The sequence below is a fragment of the Bacteroidales bacterium genome, from assembly GCA_031275285.1.
Lineage (GTDB): Bacteria > Bacteroidota > Bacteroidia > Bacteroidales > UBA4181 > JAIRLS01.
Map to the genome: position 1 here is coordinate 1 of JAISOY010000098.1, position 25,652 is coordinate 25,652.

The following is a 25,652-nucleotide window of genomic DNA, read 5'->3' on the forward strand; positions in this document are numbered from 1 at the left end:
GATAAAATAAAACTAAAAAGTAGTAATATTTCAAACGTACCGGCAATCGAAAAACGAATAAATAACTATCCATTTAAAAAGGGTGATATTTTATCAGATGCCGAAACAAAAGTGCTAAAAAGTTTTTTCAACTCCATGAATAAAAGTAAAAATAAAGTTCTTGTAATCCAGTTTTATATAGAACAAGTGGAAAAAATGGGTATAGATAGTTTTTCTAAAGAACGGTGCCTTTCTTTTTTAACATTATTTAGAGATACGTATTTTTTTATATATAGTGATAATGTTGGAAAAACAATCTCTCCCAGAATGAAATCTGGAAATGAAAGTAGTGCTTGGGGTGATTTTTGGAAAAGTTTTGGGAATGGCGTTAGAGATTTTGAATCTTGTACAGATAAATGTATGGCTGGAAAATTAAATAATGTTTTTGATGGAAATTGGATTGATATATTGGAGTTTGCTGCTGGATTTCCTGGAAATTTAGCTGTTTGGTATGCTTCATGTTCTTGGGATTGTTTATAATCCTAAGAACAAACTTATAATAATAAAGATATGAAAATAACCAATAAAGGAATAATTATTTGGGTATTAATATGTGCAATTCTTTATTTTCTTTTGAATAAAGGTATTGGCAATGTAACCCTGTATATGATAACCTCTCTTTCTTTATCTTTTTATTTCTTCCCAATAAAACCGATTTTAGAAATATTTAAATATAAAAGTATCAAACCCAAAACAATTATATTTATATTTTTATCAAATTGTGTGTTGGCTTCGGTTTTGTCTTTCACAGTCGTTAAAAGATATATTCCCGATAATGAGATTATTGACATAATTTCTTCTTTATTTTATATTTTTAATGGACTTCTCGCATATTATAATCTTTTCATTAAAGATGACAAAGATGTAGCTTTCTTGCATTTTATGTTTCTAATGTTTCGTTAAATTGTCTTTAAAAACATACCCAGGTGAAAATGGTTTCCCCCGGGTATGTTTAAATATATTGTAAATGAAGATTATCAATGTTATTATACAAACATGCCTTATAGTGTGCTTGTGTGCATGTCAAAAAGAGAAATCACCTGAAGAATTGTCCCATCGTACTATCATTGTCTACATGGCAGCCGACAACGACCTGTCATACGATGCTATAGAGGATATCGAAGAAATGAAGCAAGGCTTTTCGGGAAACACAACCAACCTGATAGTCTTTGTCGATCCTGCCAGTGCTGCGCCTTATATCCTGAAAATAGGAAGAAACGCCGAAAGCCGGGTAAAGTCCTATCCGGAATTTGTTTCAACGGATGCCGGCAATATGCAAATGGTGTTGAATGACATTATCGGCATGTACCCTGCTGAAAGCTACGGGCTGGTATTGTGGTCGCACGGTACATCCTGGCTTCCAGCGGGCAGTACGCTGAAATCATTCGGGGAAGATAACGGCAGGCAGATTAATGTCAGCGAACTTGCAGAAATATTGCCGATACGATTCGATTTTATCTTTTTTGACGCCTGCCTGATGGGCGCTGTCGAGGTCGCCTATGGATTGAGGAACCGGGCCGATTTTATTGTTGCTTCATCCACAGAGATAGTGTATACGGGGTTTCCGTACGATAAAATTATCCCGGAAATAACAAAGCCGGTTCCGGATCTTATTACGGCAGCCACGGCATATATTGATTTCTACAGGCAATTACCCGGAGCATACAGTTCTGCTACAGTAACGGTTATTGATACAAAAGAACTGGAAAATCTGGCATATGCAACTAACCGTTTAATTGCCGGACAAAAGTTCGACATGTCTACTTTTGACCGGACATCCGTACAACGTTTAGATGTATACGGAGAGCAGTATGTTTTTGATTTTCTTGATTTTTTGGACAAGGCTTTTTCGGATATGGACAAAAGCGACTTGTCGGAACAACTTGCCAAAACCATACTGTACAAAGACAATACCGCCCGGTTTATCGACAGCTATGCTATAACCACATATTGTGGTCTGAGTTGTTACATTCCCCATCCTGTCCGGAACGATCTGAATGATTCCTATAAAAATATGGAATGGTATACAGCCGCAGGGTTAAATCAAATTTTTTAAAAACGATGCGTTACATCATTATTATTATTCCCATTTTCTTTTTATTCTCCTGTACCTCGGGCTATTCTCCGGAGATAGAATATGTCCTGCAACAGGCCGGCAGTAACAGGCCTGAACTGGAACGTGTACTGAAGCATTACGGCAGAAACCCTGCCGACAGCTTGAAACTGAAGGCAGCCGGGTTTCTGATCGCTAATATGCCGGGCAAATACTCGGAGTATTACGATGCGCCATGGAACGATGTGGCCACGGTGATGTTGCGGTGGACCAGTTCATCGGACAAAAGATTGGTAATGGATACTTACCAAATGGACGAACCGGTGATCGAACACGACTTAACGCATATTTCGGCAGAATATCTGATCAACAACATTGAACTTGCCTTTATGGTGTGGCGGGAAATGCCATGGGGAAAAAATATCCCGTTCGATATTTTTTGTGAAGAAATACTGCCCTATCGAGTGAGTACCGAACCATTAGAAAACTGGCGTGAAAAAGTACTTGCCAGTTTTGCAGATTTTTACAGAACATTCGGCGAAGACACGTCCATCACTGTTGTTGAGGCATGCAACAGAGTGAATGACCGACTGCCCCGCTTTAGGATGGATAATGATTTTCCGCCTATGAATTACACACAATTGATGGCTACCACGCGAAGCACCTGTGACGGAATGTCCGCTTTAACGATTTTTGTGATGCGTGGATTGGGTATTCCCGTCACTTATGATTTTACGCCCAAATATGTCGAATTAAAGGCAGGCCACTCGTGGAACAGTGTGTACGACAGTGCTGTTCACGTGTCTTTTATGGGAACACAATCAAATCCCGGTGAACCGCATCAGGGTACGGATTTTCATATCGCTAAAATATATCGCCATGTATATGCCAATCAGAAGAATGTAACCACAGATGCTGTAAACATTCCGCCATTACTGAAGGATGTAAATGGCATGATTGATGTAACCGCAGAATATGGGAAAAGTGCAGATATACGGGTTCCATTACTGAACAGTCATTTGAACAAAACAGGATATGCTTTTTTGGCTATCCTTCAGGGGGATGTGTGGCATCCTGTTGGTTGGGGCGTGGTTACCGGCGATTCCATCCAATTTCTATCCGCAGGTAAAAATATTTACTATCTTCCTGTTTATTACAACAATGGTGTGCAATCTCCGGCTTCGTATCCCTTTCTATTGAACGAAGACGGCAGTTGCCGGTTTATCAAGCCCGATGCAGAGAAATTAACAATACCTTTCAACGGACCGCACATCCTATCTGCGGCTGCTTCCTATACCCTGAAAAGTACAGACTTCGACAAAGGCGGTCTGGGCGTTTCATATTACGACACAACGCCGCAAACCACCGGCGACACTATTTACCGGAGCACCGGCGGTGATAGTGATTTTCAGGGTGTTGATATTCTACCCGATGGGAAAAGCATCGGATATAATGCTGCAGGCGAATGGATGTTCTATACGGTAGAAGTGCAGGATGCGGGAAACTACATTATAGAGACGGAAGTAGCGGTAAATGGACAGGGCATCATTCATTTTGAAGTGGATGGCGTTGTGATGAAGCCGGTTACTTATGGATCTACCGGTGGTTATGGTTCATGGCGATGGTTTCTTCTGTCCCAGCCTCTTACGTTAACTGAAGGTGCGCATAAGATAAAATTCTGTATTGATGCTGCAAATTTCGATTACAGGAATTTTAGATTCACGTATCAAAAAGAGAGGAAGTGGGAAACCAAGCCATTTAATGGTCCGCATATCCTCTCTGCCACTACTCCGTGCATATTGAAAAGTGTGGATTTTGACAAAGGCGGTCAGGGTAATGCCTATTACGACACAACACCGACAGCCAATCACAATGTCAGTTATCGGATAGATGGCGGCGACAGCAATAGTCCGGACGTTGATATTCAATCCGATCTGTTAGGCATCGGATACATTGCCTCTGACGAATGGTTGATATATACGCTGGAAGTACAGGATGCCGGGGAGTATCTCATATCGGCAGAAGTAGCCTGTACCGGTGCAAGCGTTTGTCATATTGAATTGAACGGTATTAATGTAACCGGTCCGGTATCCATACCACAAACAGGGGGATGGGCTATCTGGAACTGGTTTGACATACAACATCCTGTAAGACTTAGTGAAGGTACGCATCAGATAAGATTCTATTTTGGTACGCCTGTCTCTATGAATCTAAGGAACCTGAAATTCACGTATCAATAATAAAGGGGTTTGGTATCACAAGGCGGATTGGATTCAAATACAGGGCAAAAAAATATAAAAATATATTATAAAAAATAACAAATCATAATTAACCTGAAGGAGAAAAAGTGGTAACGGAAATCGTTTTTCGGCGCAACCCGTACCACACATACTCCTTTCTAAAAAGAAAAAATAACGGCAAAGACAAGAAATAAATGTTGCGGACACATGGTTGTACCACCTGCCGTGGCGGCAATCATTTACAAGCTTTATTATTGCAGGCTTGCCAAGCCGATGCAGAAATGATTGAAGAGGTTTAGTATCTAATTTTAAAACAATAAAATTTATGTTGCAGTTCAGTAATTCAAGTAAAATAATGGAGCCTGAATCCATTAAAAAAAATGTAATGAGCAGAAAATTAAGCATTATTATATCTATAATAGTGATTGCAATTGCAGGGGTGTTGGTCGGATGTCAGAAAGAGACAGAAACGGAAGGCCACGTTGAAGTAAGAAAAATAGATTATTCTAACCTTGATCAGTCTGTACGGCTGAAAAGTGGTAGTGAAGACGAGTCTAATAATAAAGTCTTAGTTGGAACGTATTCTATATCTTCTGGTAATCCATTGCAAACCATTGTCTTACGGGAGGTCGGCACTTACGAACTTCAGTTTTACTCAGATGGATATAGTGCCACAGCCAATGCATCTATGAAATTACCCGATAGCCCACCATTTAATATGTCTAATACATGGACGGGTGGGTCTGCGCCCCGTACCCCAGATGCATATATATTGACAGCATTCAGTCAAAATTCCGCTTTTACTGTTGAATATAGTTCTGGTGCTGCAGGTATTGTGTACCTTTATCGTTGTAAGTAACAGTTTATTATACAAATAAGTTGCTGCCCTCAGAAGGAGATAAATATGAACAAAACAGTTATTCATATCTCTCACTCTTCCGGGGACAGTTTCTTTTCAGCACAAGAATGAAGGCTAAAGTTATTCATAACAAATCAAATGATATTAAAAATGAACCGAGTAAAAATATTATTCATCGCTGTATTGATGCTTCCGGCTTTGGTGTACGGAGAGATGAAAGGCGTTGACGGAGTGATAACCATGACCACTCGTACTTCAATTGTGCGGGTTGGATTGAATGGTTCAGGAACTGCAACCATTGATTGGGGTGATGGGTCGAAAAAGGAGACGGTGAAAATAGCATCTGTCGTATACAATGAGCATCATTATTCCGGCACACGACCCCGAACGATTACAATAACCGGAGGAAACATAACGGATTTATATTGTCAGGATGATCAATTAACCGCATTAGATGTGAGTCGAAATACGTCACTGGCAAAATTGATATGCAACGATAATCAATTAACTGTATTGGATATAAGCCGAAATACGGCGCTGACAGAATTGAATTGCAGTAGTAATCGATTAACCACATTGGATGTGAGCCAAAATATGGCGCTGATAATATTGTGGTGCAGTAAGAATCAGTTAACTGCATTAGATGCGAGCCAAAATACGGCGTTGACCAGATTACGGTGCAGCGGTAATCGATTAACCGAATTGAATGTAAGCCATAGCGCTGCATTGAAATATCTTGATTGCTCGTATACCCAATTAGCCGAATTGGATGTAAGCCGGAATACTGCACTGACCGAATTATGGTGTGACCATACCCTGTTAACCACATTGGATGTGAGCCAAAATACGGCGCTGGAGTGTCTGGAATGCTCGTATACCCGATTAACAGAATTGGATGTAAGCCGAAATACTGCACTGACCAAATTATGGTGTGACTACACCCGGTTATCCGCATTGGATGTAAGTAACAACACGGTGCTGGAAAGCTTGTGGTGTACCAACAACCAATTTACAGCCGATGCATTGAATAATCTGTTTGATACACTGCACGACAATGTGATTACATATGAAGGAAAAAAAGGAATAAAGGGCATTTTTATTCTGGATAATCCCGGTTCGGCAGATTGTGACTCCAGTATCGTCACTGCAAAAGGTTGGAAGCTAGTGGAGAAAGGGATCAGGGCGAAAAAAATCAGTAATTATGGTGAAAAAAATCAGTAATAGATATGAAATCTTTATTGAAGCCTTTTTGTAAATGAGGGTCAATTTAAAAAAGTACTATATGTTGCTAAAGTAATAACACCAAAAAGTGCAGATTTTCAGGAAGGAATTATACCTGAAATTATTGGAGCGGATAGAATACATATCCCTTGCCAAAGTGTTGTCAGAGATAAGGAGCGACTAGTAATCGAGTTGTTTCTGGTGAAAGATGGAATAAATGATTTTGATCATGTTATTGAGGTATCAATAGATCGGGGAAATCATGTTCTTGATATTGGAGATAATTAAGTAGACTCAAAAATGAAAATTGAAGAGTTCATTGATATTACATTTATGTGATGTTAAATGTACTGCAAAGTTTTGCTAAAGTGTAAAAGCGGTTGACTTTCCACAATAAAAAGCCAGATAATGATCACATTATCTGGCTTTTATGGGTGTAAGAGAAACTATTGGTTTCTTAATTTCTCTTTATGCTTGGTTACTTGCCTGTTAAGCGTTTCCACACTTTTATTCACAGCTTCCTCAAAGGTTTTAGATTGTTTTTTTACAAAAAGATCGCTGCCAGGAATCAGTAGTCGGATCTCTGCTATTTTATTTTCGTCGTCCTGCACATTTTCCAGACGGAGAAAAACTTCAGCTCCAATGATCCCATCAAAAAACTGTCCTAATTTGCTGATTTTTTTATTGACATGGTCAATTAATTTCTGGTCGGCATCAAAATGTACCGAATTAATCTTTATATCCATAGACGTTATATTTTATGCCCGTGGATGGGCTTGTTTATATATTTTTTTTATCCGTTTCAAGCTATTATGCGTATATACTTGTGTGGCTGCAAGATTTGAATGACCCAATATTTCTTTTATCGCGTTAAGATCAGCACCGTTATCCAGGACATTAGTGGCAAAACTATGACGCAACACGTGGGGGCTTCTCTTTTTCAGCGTGGTAACACTGCCTAATTTTTTGTTTGTCAGCCGCTGCACCCAACGTTCGTATAGTGGTTTACCATTATTTAATACAAATAACAAATCTGTAGACGGAATGGTTATTCTTTTCAGGGATAGATAAGATCGTAACGTATCACAAAACGGAGGTGTAAGGGGAATGATCCGTTCTTTGTTCCGTTTGCCGAGTACTTTTATGGTCATGCCGTTAAGATCAACATCATTTTCCTTGAGATGGATCAATTCCGATAACCGGATTCCCGTCATGTAAAAAAACTCTAAAACCACCCTGTCCCGCATTTCCGGAAAATCTTCATCCGGAATGTTTTCATCCAGGATATCATCCATCTTTTCAGTGGTGACAAAAACCGGCAGATTTTTATCTGTTTTCAGCAACCCGACTTTATCCATCGGATTGATTTCCAACAGATCTTTTTTCATCAGGTATTTAAAATAAGAACGTAAAGCAGCAACTTTCCTGTTGACCGTTCGGGAAGAATCCCCCTCAGCCACCAAAGACACCACCCAACGCCGTATCAATTTGAAATCGATATCCGGACTTGAATGGTCGTTATTACGCAGGAACTCGTCAAACTGAGACAAGTCTCTGCGATATGCTGCTATTGTGTGAAGCGAATACCGTTTCTCATATTCCAGGTAATGTATATAAGATTCGGTATGCTCCATATCCCTTCACAGTGTTATTAACAAAGAATATGAGCCTTGGCTTAATCCTGTGATTGAAACATTTTTTGTACATAAACGGCATGCCTCCGTTCCTCTCTTTTTCTAACGGAAGGTTTTTCAAATGCTTGACGTGCACGTATCTCTTTAACGATACCTGTTTTTTCGAATTTCCTTTTGAATTTCTTTAGCGCTCTTTCAATGTTCTCGCCTTCTTTGATAGGGACAATGATCATAAAATAAAAAATTGTTATTGAATTACTTATAAATATATTTATGTTAAAGGCCGCAAATTTAATTATTTTCTTCCTTATCCACAAAAATAATCGGGTTTTATTTATTTGTAGGGATGAACTGCCAAAAGAATATGTATGTTTGTGATTTTAGAATGGTATAACATTTATTAAGCACTCAGTGCTATTTATTGTTTTCTTAAGTGGCATTGATCAAATGGATTACGTTCAGCAAATATGACATTAATTATTTTATATTACTTAAATATAAATACAGGATGAGTATATTGTATTATGATTGTTTTTCAGGAATAAGCGGAGACATGAACCTGGGGGCGATGATCGATCTCGGTGTAGAACCTGGATACTTATTGGAGGAGTTAAAAAAACTGAATATCGACGGGTATGAGATACGTTTCTCAGAAGACCAACGCAAAGGTATTACCGGGACCAGGGCAGATGTTATCCTGAAAGAGGACCACAAACACGGACATACGCATATTCTTCCCAATACCGGAACCATGCATCCTCATAACGGCCCAAAATATATTTTTAGCAAGTCCGGAAACCACCATGAACATCATGAACACCGTACCCTGTATGATATCGAACATATCATTAATGGTAGCGGACTATCAGGGAATGTAAGAAAAATGAGTCTGGATATTTTCAGGCTTGTTGCACAGGCTGAAAGTAAAATACATGGAAAACCGGTTGAAGAAGTGCATTTTCACGAAGTCGGGGCTGTCGACTCTATTGTCGACATAGTCGGCGCCGCTATTTGTATTGATTATCTGAAACCCGACCGGATCATATCCTCTTCTGTTGAAATGGGCGGTGGTTTTGTCAATTGTGCGCATGGGACATTTCCCGTACCTGCGCCAGCTACCCTTGAAATAATGAAGGGTAAGCCGATGAAATTAGGAGCTGTACCATTTGAGACCGCCACACCGACGGGTGTAGCGATCCTTGCTGCATTGGCCGATGAGTTTACTGATAAAATAGCTTTTACCATCAACCGTACCGGATATGGCATCGGGCATCGGGATACGGATATCCCTAACGTACTTCGTGTTTGTATCTGTGAAACGGGGAAAACAGGAGTTGAAGATGACGCGGAGATCACGGATACGCTTGTGTTGGAATGTAACATAGATGATATGAACCCGGAACGTTATTCCTATGTAATGGAGCGGCTTTTCGAGTCCGGTGCCGATGATGTATTCCTGAAGACTATCATGATGAAGAAATCCAGGCCTGCCGTATTACTTTCGGTACTTTGTCCTCCTGAAAAAATATCCATCATTGAAAATATATTGTTTACAGAAACATCGACATTGGGTATACGTTATTCCACTGTGAAAAAGAAAATGCTGGCCCGCGAAATAGAAACAATCGACACACCCTGGGGAAAGGTTCGTGTGAAAAAAGCATATTATAAGGGACAAGCGATAAGGCGGAAACCGGAATATGAGGACTGTGCCGCTATAGCACGTAATCAACAGATTAGCATTGAAAAAGTATATGATTATGTTTATCGAAAGATAGAATAATTAACACAACAGATGTTCTTTCTTTACATAAATACTTGCAAAAAAGAAGCTTTTGCACCATTTTTGCAGATATTTGTGATGAGTAAAAGAACCAGATAAAAATTTGACAAGGAAAAAAAAAATATCCGTCGTTTTTTTGATCTTATTTGTCTTTGTATGTGTAATGACAGGGATGGGGCAGGATTATGTGGTTACCGGGGAAAACCTGGTACCTAACCCTAGTTTTGAAGAAACCAGGGCTTGTCCTAAAGATGCTGATTATATCGGTGGTGTCGTTTCATGGAACCTGTTTCCCAATTTTTCTGCCGATTATTTTCATCGTTGTGCCAATGTGTATCAAACTCTTGAATATATCCGCAAGTTTCCTTATGAAGAGATCCAGAACTTTTCTGTACCGCGGAGTATGTTTGGTTATCAGGAACCCCATACAGGAGATGCCTATGCAGGGATTTCTTTTTGTTATGAGGCATTATCTGTGAAACTTACCCAACCTTTAGAAAAAGACTCATTGTACCAGGCGGAATTTTTCGTTAGCCTGTCGGATTCCAGTAATGTCGGTACCCGTTATTTTGGAATGTATTTTTCCGAAATTGCCATTCGTGCGTCAATGAATAACTTGATGCAGATTTCGAATTTTCTTCTGGACAGTCCGCCCCAGATACAAAATCCACCGGAACGTTTTCTGACTGATACGACAGATTGGGTTTCCATCAATGGGATATATAAAGCAAAAGGCGGGGAACAGTATATTGCCATCGGTGGATTTTATCCTTACCATGACAGCCTGGTGCAAACTATACGGTCTTATCGTCCACTGGCCAAAATATACCGGAGCAATGAAAAACAACTGGGTTATTATTTTGTGGATGACGTATCGGTGGTTCCATATAGAGAAGTATGGGCACCTAAAGCAGGAGAAATACATATACTGGAGAATATTTATTTTGAATTTGACAAAGCTGAGTTGCTTCCTGAATCATACCATGAATTAAATAAGTTGTTGGCATATTTAACAATACATCCGGAATACCATATCATCATTACCGGGCATACGGATAATCTTGGAACAGAAGCTTACAATCTGACCTTATCTCAGAACAGGGCAAAGGCCGTAGCTGATTATTTGAAGGTGAATGGGCTCGAAGAAGGACGGGTGGAATATGTCGGACAAGGTACCAAACAACCAATAACAGACAATGATACTGAGGAAGGACGAAGCAGGAACAGGCGGGTTGAATTTGTCCTGAAGGAAAATAACATACAAAATTGATCGAAATAAAGTGTTGTCGTTTGTATCATGAATGAAACGCCGGAAAAGTTTATAGATATCAGGGAGGTAATCCGCAAAAAGAATCCCAAACTGTTGAGGATGCTCCCCGGTTTTGTCGTTTCGTATCTTACAAGGTTGATCCATCAGGACGAGGTGAATAGGATCATTTATGATTACCGGGACCAGTATGGTTTGGATTTTGTCCGTAGTATCCTTAAAGATATGGATGTAACCTATTCGATTGAAGGGTTAGAGGACGTACCCAAAGACGGCCGTTATATATTTGTTTCCAATCACCCTCTGGGTGGTTTCGATGGCCTGGTGCTGATGGATGCCATCGGTTCTGTTTTCCCCGATATCCGTTTTATTGTTAATGATTTATTGCTGAACCTGAAAAATTTTGAACCTATATTTGTTCCTGTAAATAAACACGGGAGACAATCGGCGGATTATGCCCGGAAAATTGATGAAATTTATTCCAGCGATGCACAGATCCTTAATTTCCCGGCAGGCCTGTGCTCCAGAAGAACCAAAGGAGAGATTATCGATCCGAAATGGAACAAGAGTTTTGTTCAAAAAGCCATACAATACCAAAGGGATATTGTACCCATCTATTTTGAAGGCCGGAATTCCAATTTTTTCTATAATCTGGCCAATATCCGTAAATCACTCGGGGTAAAAGCAAACATAGAAATGACATTCCTGGTAGATGAGTTTTTTAAGCAAAAAGGCCGGCATTTACGTCTGACAGTTGGTGAAGTGATCCCATATGCTACATTCGATCCGTCAAAAAGCTATATTCAATGGGCTGATGAGTTGAAGGATAAAGTATATGCTATGCGGTGATATGATGTTTTCCTGGATAGAAACAACTCCTAGAATCCTTTTATCTGGTCGAGATACCCCTGAAGTAAAATAGTAGCGCTTAATTTATCTACATTGGCCTTATTTTCCCGGTCCTTCTTTTTCATTCCTCCCTCAATCATAGCACGGACTGCCAGTTTGGAAGTAAAGCGTTCATCCACCAGTACCACTTTCATATGCGGAAACCGCTTTGTCAGTCGGTTGATAAAAGGAGTAACATATTGGGTCATGGTGTCTGAAACACTTCCGTCAAGCATGGTCGGGCAACCTACGATAATAGTATCCACCTGCTCTCTTGACAGATAAGCAGCCAGCCAGTCCAAGATCTTTTCCGTAGATACCGTTTCCAATCCCCCGGCAATGATCTGCAACGGATCGGTAACCGCTAATCCCGTACGTTTACGTCCGTAATCGATGGCCAAAATACGTCCCATTTAATTAGATTTATTGATGGAACAAAATTACCGTTTTTGCCGGGAAAAACGATATGCTTTTAATCATTCGTAATCTTACGAATAATATTTGTCCGGTCTATTTATTTTTATGTTTGTAACTTGTTCCTAAATATCTATTTTTGCATTACATTTTTAGCAACATTATTCATGAATATATTATTGATCGGTTCCGGTGGTCGTGAACACGCTATAGCGTGGAAATTAGCACAAAGTCCTCAATTACAACATTTGTTTATTGCTCCCGGCAATGCCGGTACTTTTCAGGTAGGCAATAATGTCCCTATCGGCGTTAATGATTTTGAAGCATTGGGACAATTTGCAGTACGGGAACAAGTCAGTATGGTAGTGGTCGGTCCTGAAGAACCTTTGGTTAAAGGTGTATCGGATTACTTTTCCGGACATCCGGAATTAAAACATATTTCCGTGATCGGCCCATCGAAGCAGGGAGCACAATTAGAAGGGAGCAAGGATTTTGCCAAGGAATTTATGTCGCGTCATGGTATACCTACTGCAGCATACCGGAGTTTTGCAAAAGAACAGGAAACGGAAGCCCATGATTTTATCCGGAGTCTTTCCCCTCCTTATGTCCTGAAGGCTGACGGGTTGGCTGCCGGAAAAGGTGTAGTCATTGTTGATACACCTGAAAAGGCTTTTGCTGAATTACATGAAATGTTTTCCGGAAAATTCGGTGACGCCGGGAAAAAGGTAGTTATTGAAGAGTTTCTTTCTGGAATCGAGTTGTCCGTATTTGCCCTGACCGATGGAAATGATTATGTCATTCTTCCCGAAGCCAAAGATTACAAGCGGATAGGAGAGGGGGATACAGGTCTGAATACTGGAGGAATGGGGGCTGTTTCGCCTGTCCCGTTTGCAGATAAGGTATTTATGGACAAGGTGGAAGACCGGATTGTACGTAAAACGGTAGAGGGTCTTCGCAAGGATGGTATTCCGTACAAGGGATTTATCTTTTTTGGGCTGATCAGTGTGCAGGGAGAACCGAAAGTCATAGAATATAATGTCCGTATGGGCGATCCGGAAACAGAGGTGGTCATGCCAAGGATCGAATCAGACCTGTTGGAGTTGTTGCAGGCGGTAGCCTCGGAAAATATCGGATCAAAGACGGTCCGTGTTAGCTCACAGGCAGCCACAACAGTCATGTTGGTATCGGGAGGATATCCCGGTGACTATGAAAAAGGAAAAATCATCGAGGGATTAGGACAAACGGAAGACTGTATGGTATTTCATGCCGGTACTTCCTTAGAAAAGCAACAAGTGCTTACTTCGGGTGGAAGGGTCATTGCCGTTACCGGATTGGCGGATAATATGGAAGATGCCCTGGAAAAATCCAACCGTAATGCGGAAATTATACGTTTTGAAGGTAAAAATTACAGGAAAGACATAGGATTCGACCTGAAGAAATAAATACTTAATAAAAGATCATGCTCCGTTTTTTCCGTTCTTCAAAAACCATTGTCCTGATCGTGATCCTCCTGCTGGGAGGATTGACGTGGATATATACCTTACTTGAAGGGAAATTGGTGAATGAAAACAGGTATGGAACATTCTTGTTCCAATCTATTGACGGATGGATGGATAACCAGCCGGAACTGTCTGTTTGGTGCGGATGGATACTGAGTATGTTGGGAGCATTGATGCTGATATTTGTAAATAACCGCTTACACCTGATAGACAGGATATCATATATGCCGGCCTTGTGTTATATACTGCTGGTGGGTGGGGTTCCTTCCATACATCAGCTCAATCCGGTAATTATTGCTACTATTTTTTTGATTCTTGCATTTATACAGCTGATCATGTCTTATAGAAGTGAAAATTTATCCTATGGGTATTTTCTTGCTCCATTGTTCATTTCCGTAGCCACCTTTTTTTACCAGTATGCTTATGTTTTCATGGTGATCGTATGGTTTTCCATTCTTTTTCTACGGCCTGGCTATTGGCGTGAATGGGTTTTTTCTTTGATCGGCTTTATTTTTCCTTTCTTTTTGCTCTTTTGTTGGTATTACCTATTGGAGGATAATTATACTGCTATTTTTATTTTCCTTGAAGATATATTTTCCATTCACAGGAATATTCCTGAATTACTACCATCCACGATGATCTTTTTTGGGGTATGTACCGTCGTAGGAATTATTACTTTCGGACATCTGATGCGTTATATCGGTTCCAGGAAAATCATCATCAGGAATGGTTATTATACCCTGATTGCTATTTCCATTGTTATTCTTATTATGGTAGCTATTATTCCGGATACCCTTCCCCTGGCCTGGTACCTGCTGGCCTTTCCCTTGTCCTTTTTCCTGTCGCATTATCTGGTGAACGTTCGTTCCCTCCGGTGGGGGAATATTCTTTTATGGCTGCTTTTTGCAGGTGTGTTGACTGCCCAGCTGATATATCTCAATTAGGAATACGACTTTTTCAAATTGATTGAATTAAGGATTGTTTGTTCACTTTTGACGGATCATATTGTGATGAACTAATGAGTAACCTTTAAAATATTAACTGATGGAACTTCTCCCGACGATGAGGGTAATTATATTGACAGACAGTCTACCGGATGGAAATAATCCGGATCATTCTACTCTGGATGAACCATTCGCTATGGTAGGCAAATTGCTTTCTGTTTATACAAAAAAGCAGTTCTTAAATGTTTATAGGGATAGGTTATCAATAGTTTTAGTCCGAAGATTTGTTACTTTTGTATTTGAATAATATAGGATGCACCTTGGACAAAATTTCAAGTAAGTTTGATTTTGCCTCTCGGCTTCCACTATATTTGAATAATATAAAATACATGTCAGTCCAGTTATTGCCTTATCTTCAGTGGTCCGGCTTAAAAAAGTACCTTGTTTTTGCGGTGGTTTGTTTCCCGTTATTATTTTCGGGATGTACCTTGTTCGAAAATATAGAATTACGTACCATCACAGATGTTACTTACCGGGAATTCAGAGATATGGTTTTACGGCTGGAAGTAGAAGCCGTGATCAGCAATCCTAACCGTTTTGCAGTAAAAGTAAAAGAAGCAAATATGCATTTGATGCTTAATGACCAGGTGATAGGTACTATCACCCAAATGGAACAAATTGCCCTGAAAGGAAGAACGACCAAAGACTATACTTTTCATATTGCTATCCAAATGAATGATTTTCAGACCAACCTTAATGCTTTGTATCGTCTTTTGATGAACGATACCAAAAAACTCAGTTTATCCGGAACATTAAAAGTAAAATCATTCTTCTACCATAAATCAATTTCTATTGATAAAGTCACTTTTCAATGATCTGGAATTCACAGGTAATTAAACTTTAATATCATGCCATCATTCTATTTTTCTATTGACAGAACGCTCATGCCCCAGGAAGAACTTTTAAGAGTGGAAGGTGACCGTAAAAGTTTATTGATAGGGGTACCTAAAGAATCCGATTCCTGTGAAAACAGGATCGTCCTGACTCCGGAAACCGTAGGTCTGTTGACGCAACATGGACACCATGTGCTGGTGGAAAGGAATGCCGGATTGGATTGTAATTATTCCGACCTTCAATACAGTGATATGGGAGCGTATATTGTCAGTCGTGAAGATGTATACCGGGCTGACATCTTGATGAAGATCACTCCTCCTTCCTTTGAAGAAATAGAATTAATGAAAGAAAAACAGTTATTGTTCTCTTTCCTTCCCATTTACCAACTGAGCGGAAAATATATCCGGATGTTGATGAACAAACAGATTACGGCCATATCCTTCGATACTATTAAAGACCGTTTCGGATGTTATCCTTTAGTCAGGATGATGAGTGAGATTGCCGGTAGTACCTCTATACAGATTGCTGCTGAATACCTCAATAAGTCGACCAATGGCAAAGGTATTTTGTTGGGTGGCGTTTCCGGTGTGAATCCGGCAGAAGTGATCATTATCGGGTCAGGTACTGCGGCTGAATTTGCTGCCCGTTCCGCATTGGGTTTGGGTGCATATGTCAGGATATTCGATAACTCAGTCCACCGGTTGCAACGTATCCAGAATAATCTGGGACAACGGCTGTATACATCCGTGATGCACCCACAGGTACTTAACAGGGCACTGACATCGGCAGATGTTCTGATCGGTGCCTGCTATATGGAAGGAAACGGTTACCATTACCTCATTAGTGAAGATATGGTGGCTACCATGAAACAGGGAACGGTCATTGTCGACCTGAGCATTAACCAGGGAGGTTGTTGCGAAACGTCTGAAATCCTTAATATAAATAATCCGATCATCGTCAAGCATGGCGTGATACACTATTGCGTACCCAATATTACTTCCCTTGTTCCCCGCACTGCTTCAATGGCCATTAGTAATATCGTTTCACGCATGGTTATTGAAATGGGACAGCAGGGTAGTGTCGTTAACTGGTTTAAGGCCGACGCAGGCCTACGTAATGGTGTTTACCTGTTCAACGGAATTCTTACGGATTCGCATATCAGCACAATGTTTGATATTCCTTGTCAGGATATCCATTTACTAATGGCTGCCTTTTAGGTAATTACGTTAAATCTTCCAATGGTGCTGTCGGTGCATGGATCTTTACCGATTCAATGCCATAATACATGGATTTTTCGGTTTCATACATTTCACTTACACCAAGAATTTTTCCATTATCGGATTTTAAGTTGAAATAATATTTACCGTTGACAGATGTTTTCTTATCGAACTGGCGGTCCGACATTGCAAAACGTTTTACTGACTGTATTCCGTCAATGCATGAAACTTTGAGCGGATAATCCTCGCTCATCAGGATGATCTGTCCGTCGTTAGCCTTCAGGTTAAACTGGAACCCTCCGTTATTTTTCTTTCTGATTTGAAATGTACCCATAATCGTTGATGTTATACACATATTAACAAACAACATCGGATTTTGTTTATTGGTTAGGCCATTTATATAAAGAAATATTAATCAGGGAAATAGGTTGAAATTGCCGTACAGGTCATTACCTGATAAAGATGTAATAAAATTCAGGAAAATATAATGGACGGAAGCGCATGTCTGATATAAGCAGGGAAAAAATGGATAATTATATATGGGGAATCTTACTATTTTTGAATAATATAGGATGCACCTCGGTAAAGTTTACGAACAAGTTCAACACTCTCCCTCGGTTTTCACTATATTTGCTAAATATAGGATGCGGTTCGGCAATTATTCGAAAGCATACTTTCTACAATTGCCCTCACCTTTCACTATATTTGTTTGATAAGGAAATGGAAATAAAATGGACAGTAAATTTACATTAAGAGAATGGAAATTATCGGATAAAGAATCACTTGCCGAAAATGCGAACAATATAAAAATCTGGAACAACGTGAGGGATTCCTTCCCTTTTCCATACACCATTGAAGACGGAGAACAATTCATAAAAATGGTAGCTGCCAAACCGAAACCTTTGACGGATTTGACAATAGAGATAAATGGAAAAGCTGTTGGTGGAATCGGAATAGTATTGAACCCGGATGTAGAAAGAATCGCTGCAGAAATAGGTTACTGGCTCGGAGAAAACTATTGGAACCGGGGAATCATGACAAACGTTGTGAAGGAAATGGTCGGTTATTCCTTTTCACATTTTTCGATCAGAAAACTTTATGCTCCTGTTTTTGAATTTAATACGGCTTCCCAAAGAGTTTTGGAAAAGGCTGGTTTTGAGAAGGAAGCGGTATTAAAACAATCAGCGATAAAGAATAATGTGGTGATAGATTTACATTATTATGTCTTGATCAAGACATAAATAATAGATAAATGGGAAATGTGGTTTTTAGGAAAAGAGCATAATTTTCAGCTGTTTTACCTAAGTATTCATAGTAATGATCGATTTTGTACCTAAACAAAAAGTATCAAAATCAGGCCTTACATTAATCTGAGCTCGACCTAAAGACAAAGGTTAATTTGCACAAAATAAGCATAATATCACTGTCTGTGTACAACTATGGCCGGGCAACTTTGCCCGTAAATAATTGCTGCAGGCGCCTTACTGGCGCTAAGCTGTTTGAGCAAAGCCGTCAGGCGGAGCGAGTTCTTAGCGTCAAGCCGTTTTTGATTCTTTTTGCGGCGTCAAAAAGAATGAAGAATCAATTACTTACGGTATTTCGATGAACATTGCTTATGTCGAACTCACGTTACATTATGTATTAACGAAATGAATGTTTTTTTTTCGGGTCAATCACCTGTTTTTATACCTGTATGATTTTGATTTTTACGCTTTATCCTTTTTATTATCCAAAGGACAAGAAATACTACTATGGCAATCTGTACTAAAAGTGCAATTATAATAATAGACATCTGGAATGGGCCTACTTTACTTAATAGAACAGCATATAAATTATTCATTGGGATAATTTTTTTGTTGACCTATCTTTCTCAAAATATATGATTTAGTTTTCATGCTTGGCTTAAATATCCTGGCGTTATATTTTTCACCACTTTTTGTTGTATAATTGATTTCTGTTTCTGTCATTTCGAATGATGCAAATTGGGAATAATATGTCTTTAAAAAAGATCCTGATTTTTTAATTCCGGTATCGGTAAAAGTTATAGAATCAAACATCCAGGTAATCCCTAATGGTATAAATCCAATTCCTATCCATTGTAGTTGAGTAAATGCACAATAATAAATTATTATTATGATTGCTGTTATTACCTCAAATAGATTAAATTTTCTTAGAATGATTTTATTTTTTTTAATAAAATACTGATACCACTTAGGAAAAAGTATTATAAATAATAATGAATAAAAAATAAAGATTGTTATTTTGGGGTTTGATAAGTATTTTTCTAGTATATAGTATATTACATAAATACCAAGACACAATAATACAAAAAGAATATTCGGAACAATTTTATCGCTCATACTTAATTTGAATATCTTTGTCTTCATTTTATATATTTTCTATTAAATGACTAATAATTCCAATATTACGACAGGAGTTTTTGCATAATTGGCTGATTGATAGGAATTATTGTTAAGATTTATTATGCATTTCTTTTTTATCTTTGTATTTAATTAATACTATTTTGAAATAAATACAAGCAAAGATATCTCCTTTTATCAGGCTAAAGTGTCAGTATATGTAAGGAATTGTAAAAGATTGTAAAGGCAGTTTAAAAATTTATTTTCTTACGTTTGCGCTTTTTCCTGCGAACAAAAAACCATATCAATAAAGCAGTTAGAATAATAACCGGGATCAAGCCAGTCGCAACGATGATCATCTTTTGGAAAGGACCGATTTTACTTAATATGACAGAGATCATGATAGTTTTAATGAATATAAATACAAAAATATAAATTTTTGCCTGTTTTTATGGAACGAAAAATAAAAGTTGTCACTATTCTTATATGTTTTGTAATTGTTTACCTAACGATGGGGCATCTTTTTGAAGTTTTTTATTTCAACCATAAAAAACGGGATACAATAAAAGAGGCCAACACCCTGATGCTTCAACAAGCATTGAATGAAGAATTAAAACATAGGTTCATTCATTTGAGTAAATCTATCATGAATGAAACCATTCCAAATGAATCAATAGAATTGATCCGACCGGATATTGCAATGATTGACAGTGTTTACAAATATTTTATGCATCTGAAGTATCCTGGGATGTCTCTTTATACTATAGTATCAGGAGGAACAGACATATCAGCCGGAGAAAATGAGATCCGGACAGAACAGTTCTCGTTGAATGACCTGTCCGGACGTGCCATCCAAGGGATTGCAATACCTCAGCCCGATAACCTTTGGGTCTTAATCACTGCCTATTTAATAGGATTTCCATGGTTTCTATTGTTGGTCTTTACATTTCTTTTTGTATTGCATATCATCTTCCGTCAACGGAAAGATAACCGCAATCTCCGGTTATACATCCGCCATACCGGACATCAGATGCGTTCGCCATTTTCCGTGCTTCAAACATCTTTGTTCCTGATAGATGAAGATACTACCAGGGATGAATTGCTTCGTTACCGGCAACTGATAGAGAGTAATATCCGTAAATTACGTCGACTGTTCGATAATCTGGAATTAGCCTCCGGGCAGGATTCCATTGATCTGAATTGTACTGAATTTGATTTAATGCCTGTTTTACTGCAAATAAAAAACGATTTTTTAATCAATCCGCCCAAAAAGGTAGAAATTTCTATCGATAATCAATTAAAGCCAACTGAAATATACGCTGACCGGTTACATATAGGTGAGGTTATTCATAATCTGATAGATAATGCCATTAAATATTCCGGTTCGGAAGCCAGGGTTGAAATTCGCCTTTTTGAGGAAGAGCATTATATCTGTATTGCCGTAAGAGATAACGGACAGGGTATTTCTACCCGGTATCAGAAAAAAGTATTTCAACGATTTTTCCGTATCAACAATTCCTCTTCGGTGAAAGGTTTTGGTTTAGGGCTAAGCTATGCCAGTAAAATTTGTGCTGCTCATGGAGGAGATATCACCTTAAACAGCAATATCGAAACGGGTTGTGAGTTTATTATTAAAATACCCTCAAAATAAAAATCATGGAACAAAACACCATATTGTTAGTGGATGACGACCTTGATTTGTGTGAGGTCGTAAAAAAATATCTGGAAAAAAACGGACTGGTTGTACATACGGTGTATAATGGGAGTGAAGCATATGACTCAATTCATGAGATACATCCTGATTTGATCATTCTTGATATTGAAATGCCAGAAATAAACGGGTTTCAACTGGCAAAGATGTTGCAGAAAGAAAACTGTAATGTACCGGTTATGTTTATATCCGGGCGTCATGATACGACATCGGCAGTTGAAGCTTTTGATTTGGGGGCTGAGGATTATATAAGAAAACCGGTTGAGCCTGTTGAATTACTGGCACGTATAAAATGCCGATTAAAAAAGAATGTTGTGCAAAATAACAGTATTTATTCTATCGGATCATATACTTTTAATAGTCTCACTCTGGAACTTTCTGATCATCAATTGAATGTCGTGGTGTTGACATCTCTTCAAGGAAAAATACTCCATTTCCTGTATCAGAATATATGTAAGACTGTCACCCGGGATGAAATTTTTGAATTTGCCTGGGGACAAAAAAACAATGATTCCCGCGCTGTTGATATGCATATTTCGAACCTAAGAAAATCATTATCTAAAGACAAAAACATCGAAATCAGGAATGATTATGCATTAGGATATAGTTTAGTTATCCGGCAATCAGATACATTAAAAGTCAAATAATATACAGTATGCTCAATGAAATCCTGTAAAACTTAAATTCAAAGACACTGTAATTCTATAAATGCAGAATGCATGACTCAATCGTCAAAATATTTTCCTGTTTTCTTCTTTTTGGTCATCGGAAAATTCCTTTTGAGATAATTTTACTTTTTCCTGATAACCATAAAAAAAGCTTTTAAATTTTAGAAGTAAAATTTAAAAGCGACTGATCTTGCGGTTTTTGCAGTTTTATTTTTGCAAATTTTTGTATTCCTGTGGGTTGTACTGGATTCGAACCAGTGACCCCTACCCTGTCAAGGTAATGCTCTAAACCAACTGAGCTAACAACCCATTATGCGATTGCAAAGGTAATACAGAGGATTTGAATACGCAAAAATATTTTGAAAATGGACTAAATAGAGATGATTTTATTGGGGTTTCAGAGGGGGGGCATGTAAACCAGAAATCACATGAATGCAACAGTTAATGTCATCTGTTACAAGTGAACAATCCGATTTTATACCCACTGTTGATACAGGAAAAGCCATATTGAACTGGTGTAATAACGATGGAAAAGTAATTGAATTTACCAATCAACCTTTAGGACAATGCGGCTATAATACCGCCTATGCAAAGACCAGCTAAGGCTGCTTTTAAGACAAATAATTTTGATACTGGATTGTCTAAAAGGATATAAAACACCTTTAATGCGGCTTCTTAGATGGGTAAAATGGATAATTAAATAAGGATTGCGCATTTACTTTTAGTTTTATTTATATAAAGTATTTGCGCAGGTTGAGAATTGTACACTTAGTTGATACGTTTATAAAAGGACTAAATGTACATTTCTTCGTAGGTGTTTTGTATATTTGACCAAAATACAAATATTGTTTTGTGATGATAATTCGATTGTTATCTTTATTAATAAATATGAGAAGGGTTTTCTTTGTTTTTATCATAAGTTTTCAGGTACTTTGTTTTGGACAGAAAAGTATTTCTGGAATTTATTATAACAGCTTTGGTGAAGAAATTGATTTTTTGAATGATTCTTCATTTATTCATACTTGGAATTTTGATTTAGCAGGCAGTTGGACAAAAGGAAAGTGGAGAGTGTCAAATGATACAATTTATTTAATGCCAATTATAATTAAAGATACTCTAACAATCAGAAATTCAGACAATAAAATTATGAGAGATTCATTAGTGTTATCTTCAGACATGATATCCAATAGAATTGAATATTTAGAATTTATAGTATCAACCCTATCTGGAGGAGGTCAAAATCGTAAGGTTCCACCTCAAAAATTATATTTCAGAAATAATAAATTATTCCAAATCAATAAGGATGGGAATCTTGATAAGAAAAAAGCAAAAGCGATATTGACACAAAAGAAATATAAAACATATTATCAGCAGTTGAAGCAATAGATAAAAACATAATTATTTTTAGTATTTATATAAGAAAGTATTTGTGTTTTTTTGAACTGTATACTTAGTCTGATATAAAGAAATGTTAACTAAATATACTTTTTCACGATATATGTGCATATTTAATATAGAAATAATCCATGAATTATATTAGTACAAAGCTGGTCTTTTGTTGACAGGTGATTTTTTAAATTATATCAATTATGAAGATAATTAGATTCTGAAATTAAAATTTCCTATTAAAAGAAAAAAGGATTAGAAAATGTAGGAGCTGTTTTGTATCTTGGCAAGGTTAAAAAATATTATCTTTTATTGTGTATTAAATTATGAAGCTTTTAGGAAAAACTTGGTTCAGAGCTATAATAAGTCTATTTGCAGGTTCATTAATTATGGAATTTATTAATCTGTCTTCAAGAGACCCTAATCAGCCTATCCCATTCGCTATGATTTTACTCATGGGATTAGTTGTTTATGGTATTCTGACCTTTCTTGTAAAGAAGCTTAATAAACCATAACAACTGCATGAACTTGTGATAGAAACGGCTTAATAATCATACATCATATTATATATTTTTGCCCTTTACTGGGTACTACATAAGTTAATTGTCTCTATTATAATATACTCCATCATATATAAATTTAAAAAAGCAGCCTGAATAATCAAGGTTATTTTTATATGCACCTGATAGTACATATAGAAATAAGACTTCTACATATCATTAACCATGAATGTGAAAAATCGATGATTGGGTTAAAAATCGTGTAAAAATTTATTTGTTAGGTTGTATATAAAAAATAAATACTATTTTTGTCTCCATAAGTAATTGAAATTAAGAATATGAATTTAATATCTATTTCTCACATTGTCAGCCTAGTCGTGGTGGTGCTCATTAGTAAGAACTGATGTGAGAATGGTGTATTAATAATATCGACAAACATATAGAAGCCCTTCTCGCATCAGGCGGGGAGGGCTTTTTTGTAAATAGTGATAAACGATCAGTTAAATATTTCAACACATAAAAATGAAAAATCCATTACGTAGTGCAGCGAGCACACATGGCCGGCGGATGGCCGGAGCGAGGAGCCTCTGGCGTGCCAATGGTATGACACCCGAACAAATGGGGAAGCCCATTATAGCTGTTGTTAATTCATTCACACAGTTTGTCCCCGGTCATGTACACCTTCATGAGATCGGGCAATTTGTAAAAAGTGAAATAGAAAAAATGGGTTGTTTTGCGGCGGAATTCAATACCATTGCGATTGATGACGGGATAGCCATGGGACATGACGGCATGCTTTATTCGTTGCCGTCCCGTGACCTGATCGCCGATAGCGTGGAATATATGTGTAATGCGCACAAGGTGGATGCCATGATCTGCATCAGTAATTGTGATAAAATCACTCCGGGAATGCAGATGGCTGCCATGCGGCTGAACATACCGGCTGTTTTTGTCTCCGGAGGCCCAATGGAAGCGGGTAAGCTCAATGATCATTTTTATGACCTGATCGATGTGATGGTAAAAGCTGCTGATGACAATGTAAGCGATAAAGATGTACAAGCCCTCGAAGTTGCGGCTTGTCCTACATGCGGTTCCTGTTCGGGAATGTTTACAGCGAACTCTATGAATTGTCTCAATGAAGCCATAGGCCTGGCATTACCGGGCAATGGTACTATTGTAGCCACCCATGCCAGACGTAAGCAGTTATTTAAGGATGCAGCCAAACTGATCGTAGATAATGCTTATAAGTATTACCGGGACGGCGATGAAAGTGTTCTTCCGCGTAGTATCGCTTCGCGTGCGGCATTTCTGAATGCCATGACTTTAGATATTGCTATGGGGGGGTCATCCAACACCATATTGCATCTGTTGGCGATAGCACAGGAAGCAGGGGTTGACTTTAAGATGGATGATATTGATGTGCTTTCGAGAAAAACGCCCTGCCTTTGTAAGGTGGCGCCTAATACCCAGAAATACCATATCCAGGATGTCAACCGGGCCGGAGGGATCATTGCGATCATGAGTGAACTGGCCAAAGGCGGACTGATTGATACTTCCGTAAACCGTGCGGACGGACTTACACTGGCAGAAGCCATCCGCCAATATGATATTTTAAGTCCGGAAGTTAAACCTGACGCTTTAACCGGCTATAAAGCCGCTCCGGCTAATCGTTTCAACCTTGAGCTGGGGTCTCAGGATACTTATTATCCTGAATTGGACAAAGACCGTACATCCGGGTGTATCCGGGATATGGCCCATGCATATAGCAAGGATGGAGGATTGGCCGTCCTGAAAGGGAATATTGCGCAGGACGGATGCGTGATAAAGACAGCAGGGGTGGATGAGAACTTATTGTATTTCAAAGGTACAGCCAGGGTCTTTGATTCTCAGGAAGCGGCCTGTGACGGGATATTGGGAGGCAAGGTAGCCGCCGGTGATGTGGTGGTGATTATATACGAAGGGCCGAAAGGAGGACCGGGGATGCAGGAAATGTTATATCCTACTTCATATATCAAGTCCCGTCATCTGGGAAAGGAATGTGCTTTGATCACCGATGGCCGTTTTTCCGTAGGAAC

General features: G+C 38.4%; 25 protein-coding genes and 1 tRNA gene. 19 read left to right on the plus strand and 7 right to left on the minus strand.

The window, feature by feature from the left end:
- The 6 genes from LBQ60_10785 to LBQ60_10810 form a co-directional block, all read left to right on the plus strand.
- On the plus strand, positions 1–519 hold a 519-nt coding region (locus tag LBQ60_10785; protein MDR2038396.1), incomplete at its 5' end, for a hypothetical protein.
- A gap of 30 nt (positions 520–549) precedes the next feature.
- Positions 550–942, plus strand: coding sequence for a hypothetical protein (locus LBQ60_10790; protein ID MDR2038397.1), 393 nt, complete (start codon positions 550–552; stop codon positions 940–942).
- A 64-nt stretch (positions 943–1,006) separates the two neighbouring features.
- Positions 1,007–2,095 carry a hypothetical protein gene (locus LBQ60_10795; protein MDR2038398.1) on the plus strand — a complete coding sequence of 363 codons (1,089 nt, stop codon included), beginning with the start codon at positions 1,007–1,009 and terminating at the stop codon, positions 2,093–2,095.
- 5 nt (positions 2,096–2,100) lie between these two features.
- A complete protein-coding gene (locus tag LBQ60_10800) occupies positions 2,101–4,332 on the plus strand; it encodes a carbohydrate-binding protein (protein ID MDR2038399.1) in 2,232 nt (743 codons plus the stop codon).
- Positions 4,333–4,657: 325 nt separating this feature from the next.
- The gene (locus LBQ60_10805) at positions 4,658–5,191 is read left to right on the plus strand and encodes a hypothetical protein (protein ID MDR2038400.1); all 534 of its coding nucleotides are present in this window, start codon (positions 4,658–4,660) and stop codon (positions 5,189–5,191) included.
- 150 nt (positions 5,192–5,341) lie between these two features.
- The gene (locus tag LBQ60_10810) at positions 5,342–6,412 is read left to right on the plus strand and encodes a hypothetical protein (protein MDR2038401.1); all 1,071 of its coding nucleotides are present in this window, start codon (positions 5,342–5,344) and stop codon (positions 6,410–6,412) included.
- Positions 6,413–6,858: 446 nt separating this feature from the next.
- Here LBQ60_10810 and raiA read toward each other — a convergent pair whose 3' ends face one another.
- From raiA to rpsU, 3 genes are read right to left on the minus strand one after another with little or no spacing between them, the layout of a single operon-like run.
- Entirely contained in the window at positions 6,859–7,158 is a 300-nt protein-coding gene (raiA, locus tag LBQ60_10815; GenBank protein ID MDR2038402.1) for a ribosome-associated translation inhibitor RaiA, read from the minus strand.
- Positions 7,159–7,170: 12 nt separating this feature from the next.
- The gene (locus tag LBQ60_10820) at positions 7,171–8,046 is read right to left on the minus strand and encodes a tyrosine-type recombinase/integrase (GenBank protein MDR2038403.1); all 876 of its coding nucleotides are present in this window, start codon (positions 8,044–8,046) and stop codon (positions 7,171–7,173) included.
- A gap of 41 nt (positions 8,047–8,087) precedes the next feature.
- A complete protein-coding gene (gene rpsU / locus LBQ60_10825) occupies positions 8,088–8,279 on the minus strand; it encodes a 30S ribosomal protein S21 (protein MDR2038404.1) in 192 nt (63 codons plus the stop codon).
- 275 nt (positions 8,280–8,554) lie between these two features.
- Between rpsU and larC the strand changes: the two genes are divergently transcribed.
- The 3 genes from larC (at position 8,555) to LBQ60_10840 (ending at position 11,945) form a co-directional block, all read left to right on the plus strand.
- A complete protein-coding gene (larC, locus tag LBQ60_10830; GenBank protein MDR2038405.1) occupies positions 8,555–9,829 on the plus strand; it encodes a nickel pincer cofactor biosynthesis protein LarC in 1,275 nt (424 codons plus the stop codon).
- A 103-nt stretch (positions 9,830–9,932) separates the two neighbouring features.
- Positions 9,933–11,099, plus strand: a complete 1,167-nt coding sequence (locus LBQ60_10835) for an OmpA family protein (protein ID MDR2038406.1) — start codon at positions 9,933–9,935, stop codon at positions 11,097–11,099.
- A 27-nt stretch (positions 11,100–11,126) separates the two neighbouring features.
- Positions 11,127–11,945 (plus strand): 1-acyl-sn-glycerol-3-phosphate acyltransferase, encoded by an 819-nt coding sequence (locus LBQ60_10840; GenBank protein ID MDR2038407.1) that lies wholly within the window; start codon positions 11,127–11,129, stop codon positions 11,943–11,945.
- Between the two features lie 29 nt (positions 11,946–11,974).
- Here the strand turns inward: LBQ60_10840 and ruvX are convergent, their stop codons facing one another.
- The gene (gene ruvX, locus LBQ60_10845) at positions 11,975–12,397 is read right to left on the minus strand and encodes a Holliday junction resolvase RuvX (GenBank protein ID MDR2038408.1); all 423 of its coding nucleotides are present in this window, start codon (positions 12,395–12,397) and stop codon (positions 11,975–11,977) included.
- Between the two features lie 168 nt (positions 12,398–12,565).
- Here ruvX and purD point away from each other — a divergent pair, with 168 nt between their 5' ends.
- From purD to LBQ60_10865, 4 genes are all read left to right on the plus strand, one after another.
- Positions 12,566–13,840, plus strand: coding sequence for a phosphoribosylamine--glycine ligase (gene purD, locus LBQ60_10850; protein ID MDR2038409.1), 1,275 nt, complete (start codon positions 12,566–12,568; stop codon positions 13,838–13,840).
- A 17-nt stretch (positions 13,841–13,857) separates the two neighbouring features.
- Positions 13,858–14,841, plus strand: a complete 984-nt coding sequence (locus tag LBQ60_10855; GenBank protein ID MDR2038410.1) for a hypothetical protein — start codon at positions 13,858–13,860, stop codon at positions 14,839–14,841.
- Positions 14,842–15,230: 389 nt separating this feature from the next.
- Positions 15,231–15,716 carry an LEA type 2 family protein gene (locus LBQ60_10860; GenBank protein MDR2038411.1) on the plus strand — a complete coding sequence of 162 codons (486 nt, stop codon included), beginning with the start codon at positions 15,231–15,233 and terminating at the stop codon, positions 15,714–15,716.
- Between the two features lie 33 nt (positions 15,717–15,749).
- Positions 15,750–16,952 (plus strand): alanine dehydrogenase, encoded by a 1,203-nt coding sequence (locus tag LBQ60_10865; protein ID MDR2038412.1) that lies wholly within the window; start codon positions 15,750–15,752, stop codon positions 16,950–16,952.
- A 4-nt stretch (positions 16,953–16,956) separates the two neighbouring features.
- On the opposite strand, the gene LBQ60_10870 is transcribed toward LBQ60_10865, so the two are convergent.
- On the minus strand, positions 16,957–17,286 hold the full coding sequence (locus tag LBQ60_10870) for a YegP family protein (GenBank protein MDR2038413.1): 330 nt from the start codon (positions 17,284–17,286) through the stop codon (positions 16,957–16,959).
- Positions 17,287–17,683: 397 nt separating this feature from the next.
- Here LBQ60_10870 and LBQ60_10875 point away from each other — a divergent pair, with 397 nt between their 5' ends.
- Positions 17,684–18,193 (plus strand): GNAT family N-acetyltransferase, encoded by a 510-nt coding sequence (locus tag LBQ60_10875; GenBank protein MDR2038414.1) that lies wholly within the window; start codon positions 17,684–17,686, stop codon positions 18,191–18,193.
- A 591-nt stretch (positions 18,194–18,784) separates the two neighbouring features.
- On the opposite strand, the gene LBQ60_10880 is transcribed toward LBQ60_10875, so the two are convergent.
- Positions 18,785–19,339, minus strand: a complete 555-nt coding sequence (locus LBQ60_10880) for a hypothetical protein (GenBank protein MDR2038415.1) — start codon at positions 19,337–19,339, stop codon at positions 18,785–18,787.
- Positions 19,340–19,763: 424 nt separating this feature from the next.
- Between LBQ60_10880 and LBQ60_10885 the strand changes: the two genes are divergently transcribed.
- Together LBQ60_10885 and LBQ60_10890 are read left to right on the plus strand one after the other, a co-directional pair.
- Positions 19,764–20,963, plus strand: coding sequence for a HAMP domain-containing histidine kinase (locus LBQ60_10885; GenBank protein ID MDR2038416.1), 1,200 nt, complete (start codon positions 19,764–19,766; stop codon positions 20,961–20,963).
- A gap of 5 nt (positions 20,964–20,968) precedes the next feature.
- Positions 20,969–21,670: a response regulator transcription factor gene (locus LBQ60_10890; GenBank protein ID MDR2038417.1), complete on the plus strand. Its 702-nt coding sequence runs from the start codon at positions 20,969–20,971 to the stop codon at positions 21,668–21,670.
- A gap of 255 nt (positions 21,671–21,925) precedes the next feature.
- Here the strand turns inward: LBQ60_10890 and LBQ60_10895 are convergent.
- Positions 21,926–22,000: transfer RNA gene (locus LBQ60_10895), tRNA-Val, on the minus strand.
- Positions 22,001–22,135: 135 nt separating this feature from the next.
- Here LBQ60_10895 and LBQ60_10900 point away from each other — a divergent pair.
- The 3 genes from LBQ60_10900 to ilvD all read left to right on the plus strand — a co-directional run.
- The gene (locus LBQ60_10900) at positions 22,136–22,294 is read left to right on the plus strand and encodes a hypothetical protein (GenBank protein MDR2038418.1); all 159 of its coding nucleotides are present in this window, start codon (positions 22,136–22,138) and stop codon (positions 22,292–22,294) included.
- Positions 22,295–22,579: 285 nt separating this feature from the next.
- Entirely contained in the window at positions 22,580–23,077 is a 498-nt protein-coding gene (locus LBQ60_10905; GenBank protein MDR2038419.1) for a hypothetical protein, read from the plus strand.
- A gap of 1,022 nt (positions 23,078–24,099) precedes the next feature.
- The coding region (ilvD, locus tag LBQ60_10910; GenBank protein MDR2038420.1) for a dihydroxy-acid dehydratase at positions 24,100–25,652 on the plus strand (1,553 nt) is incomplete at its 3' end.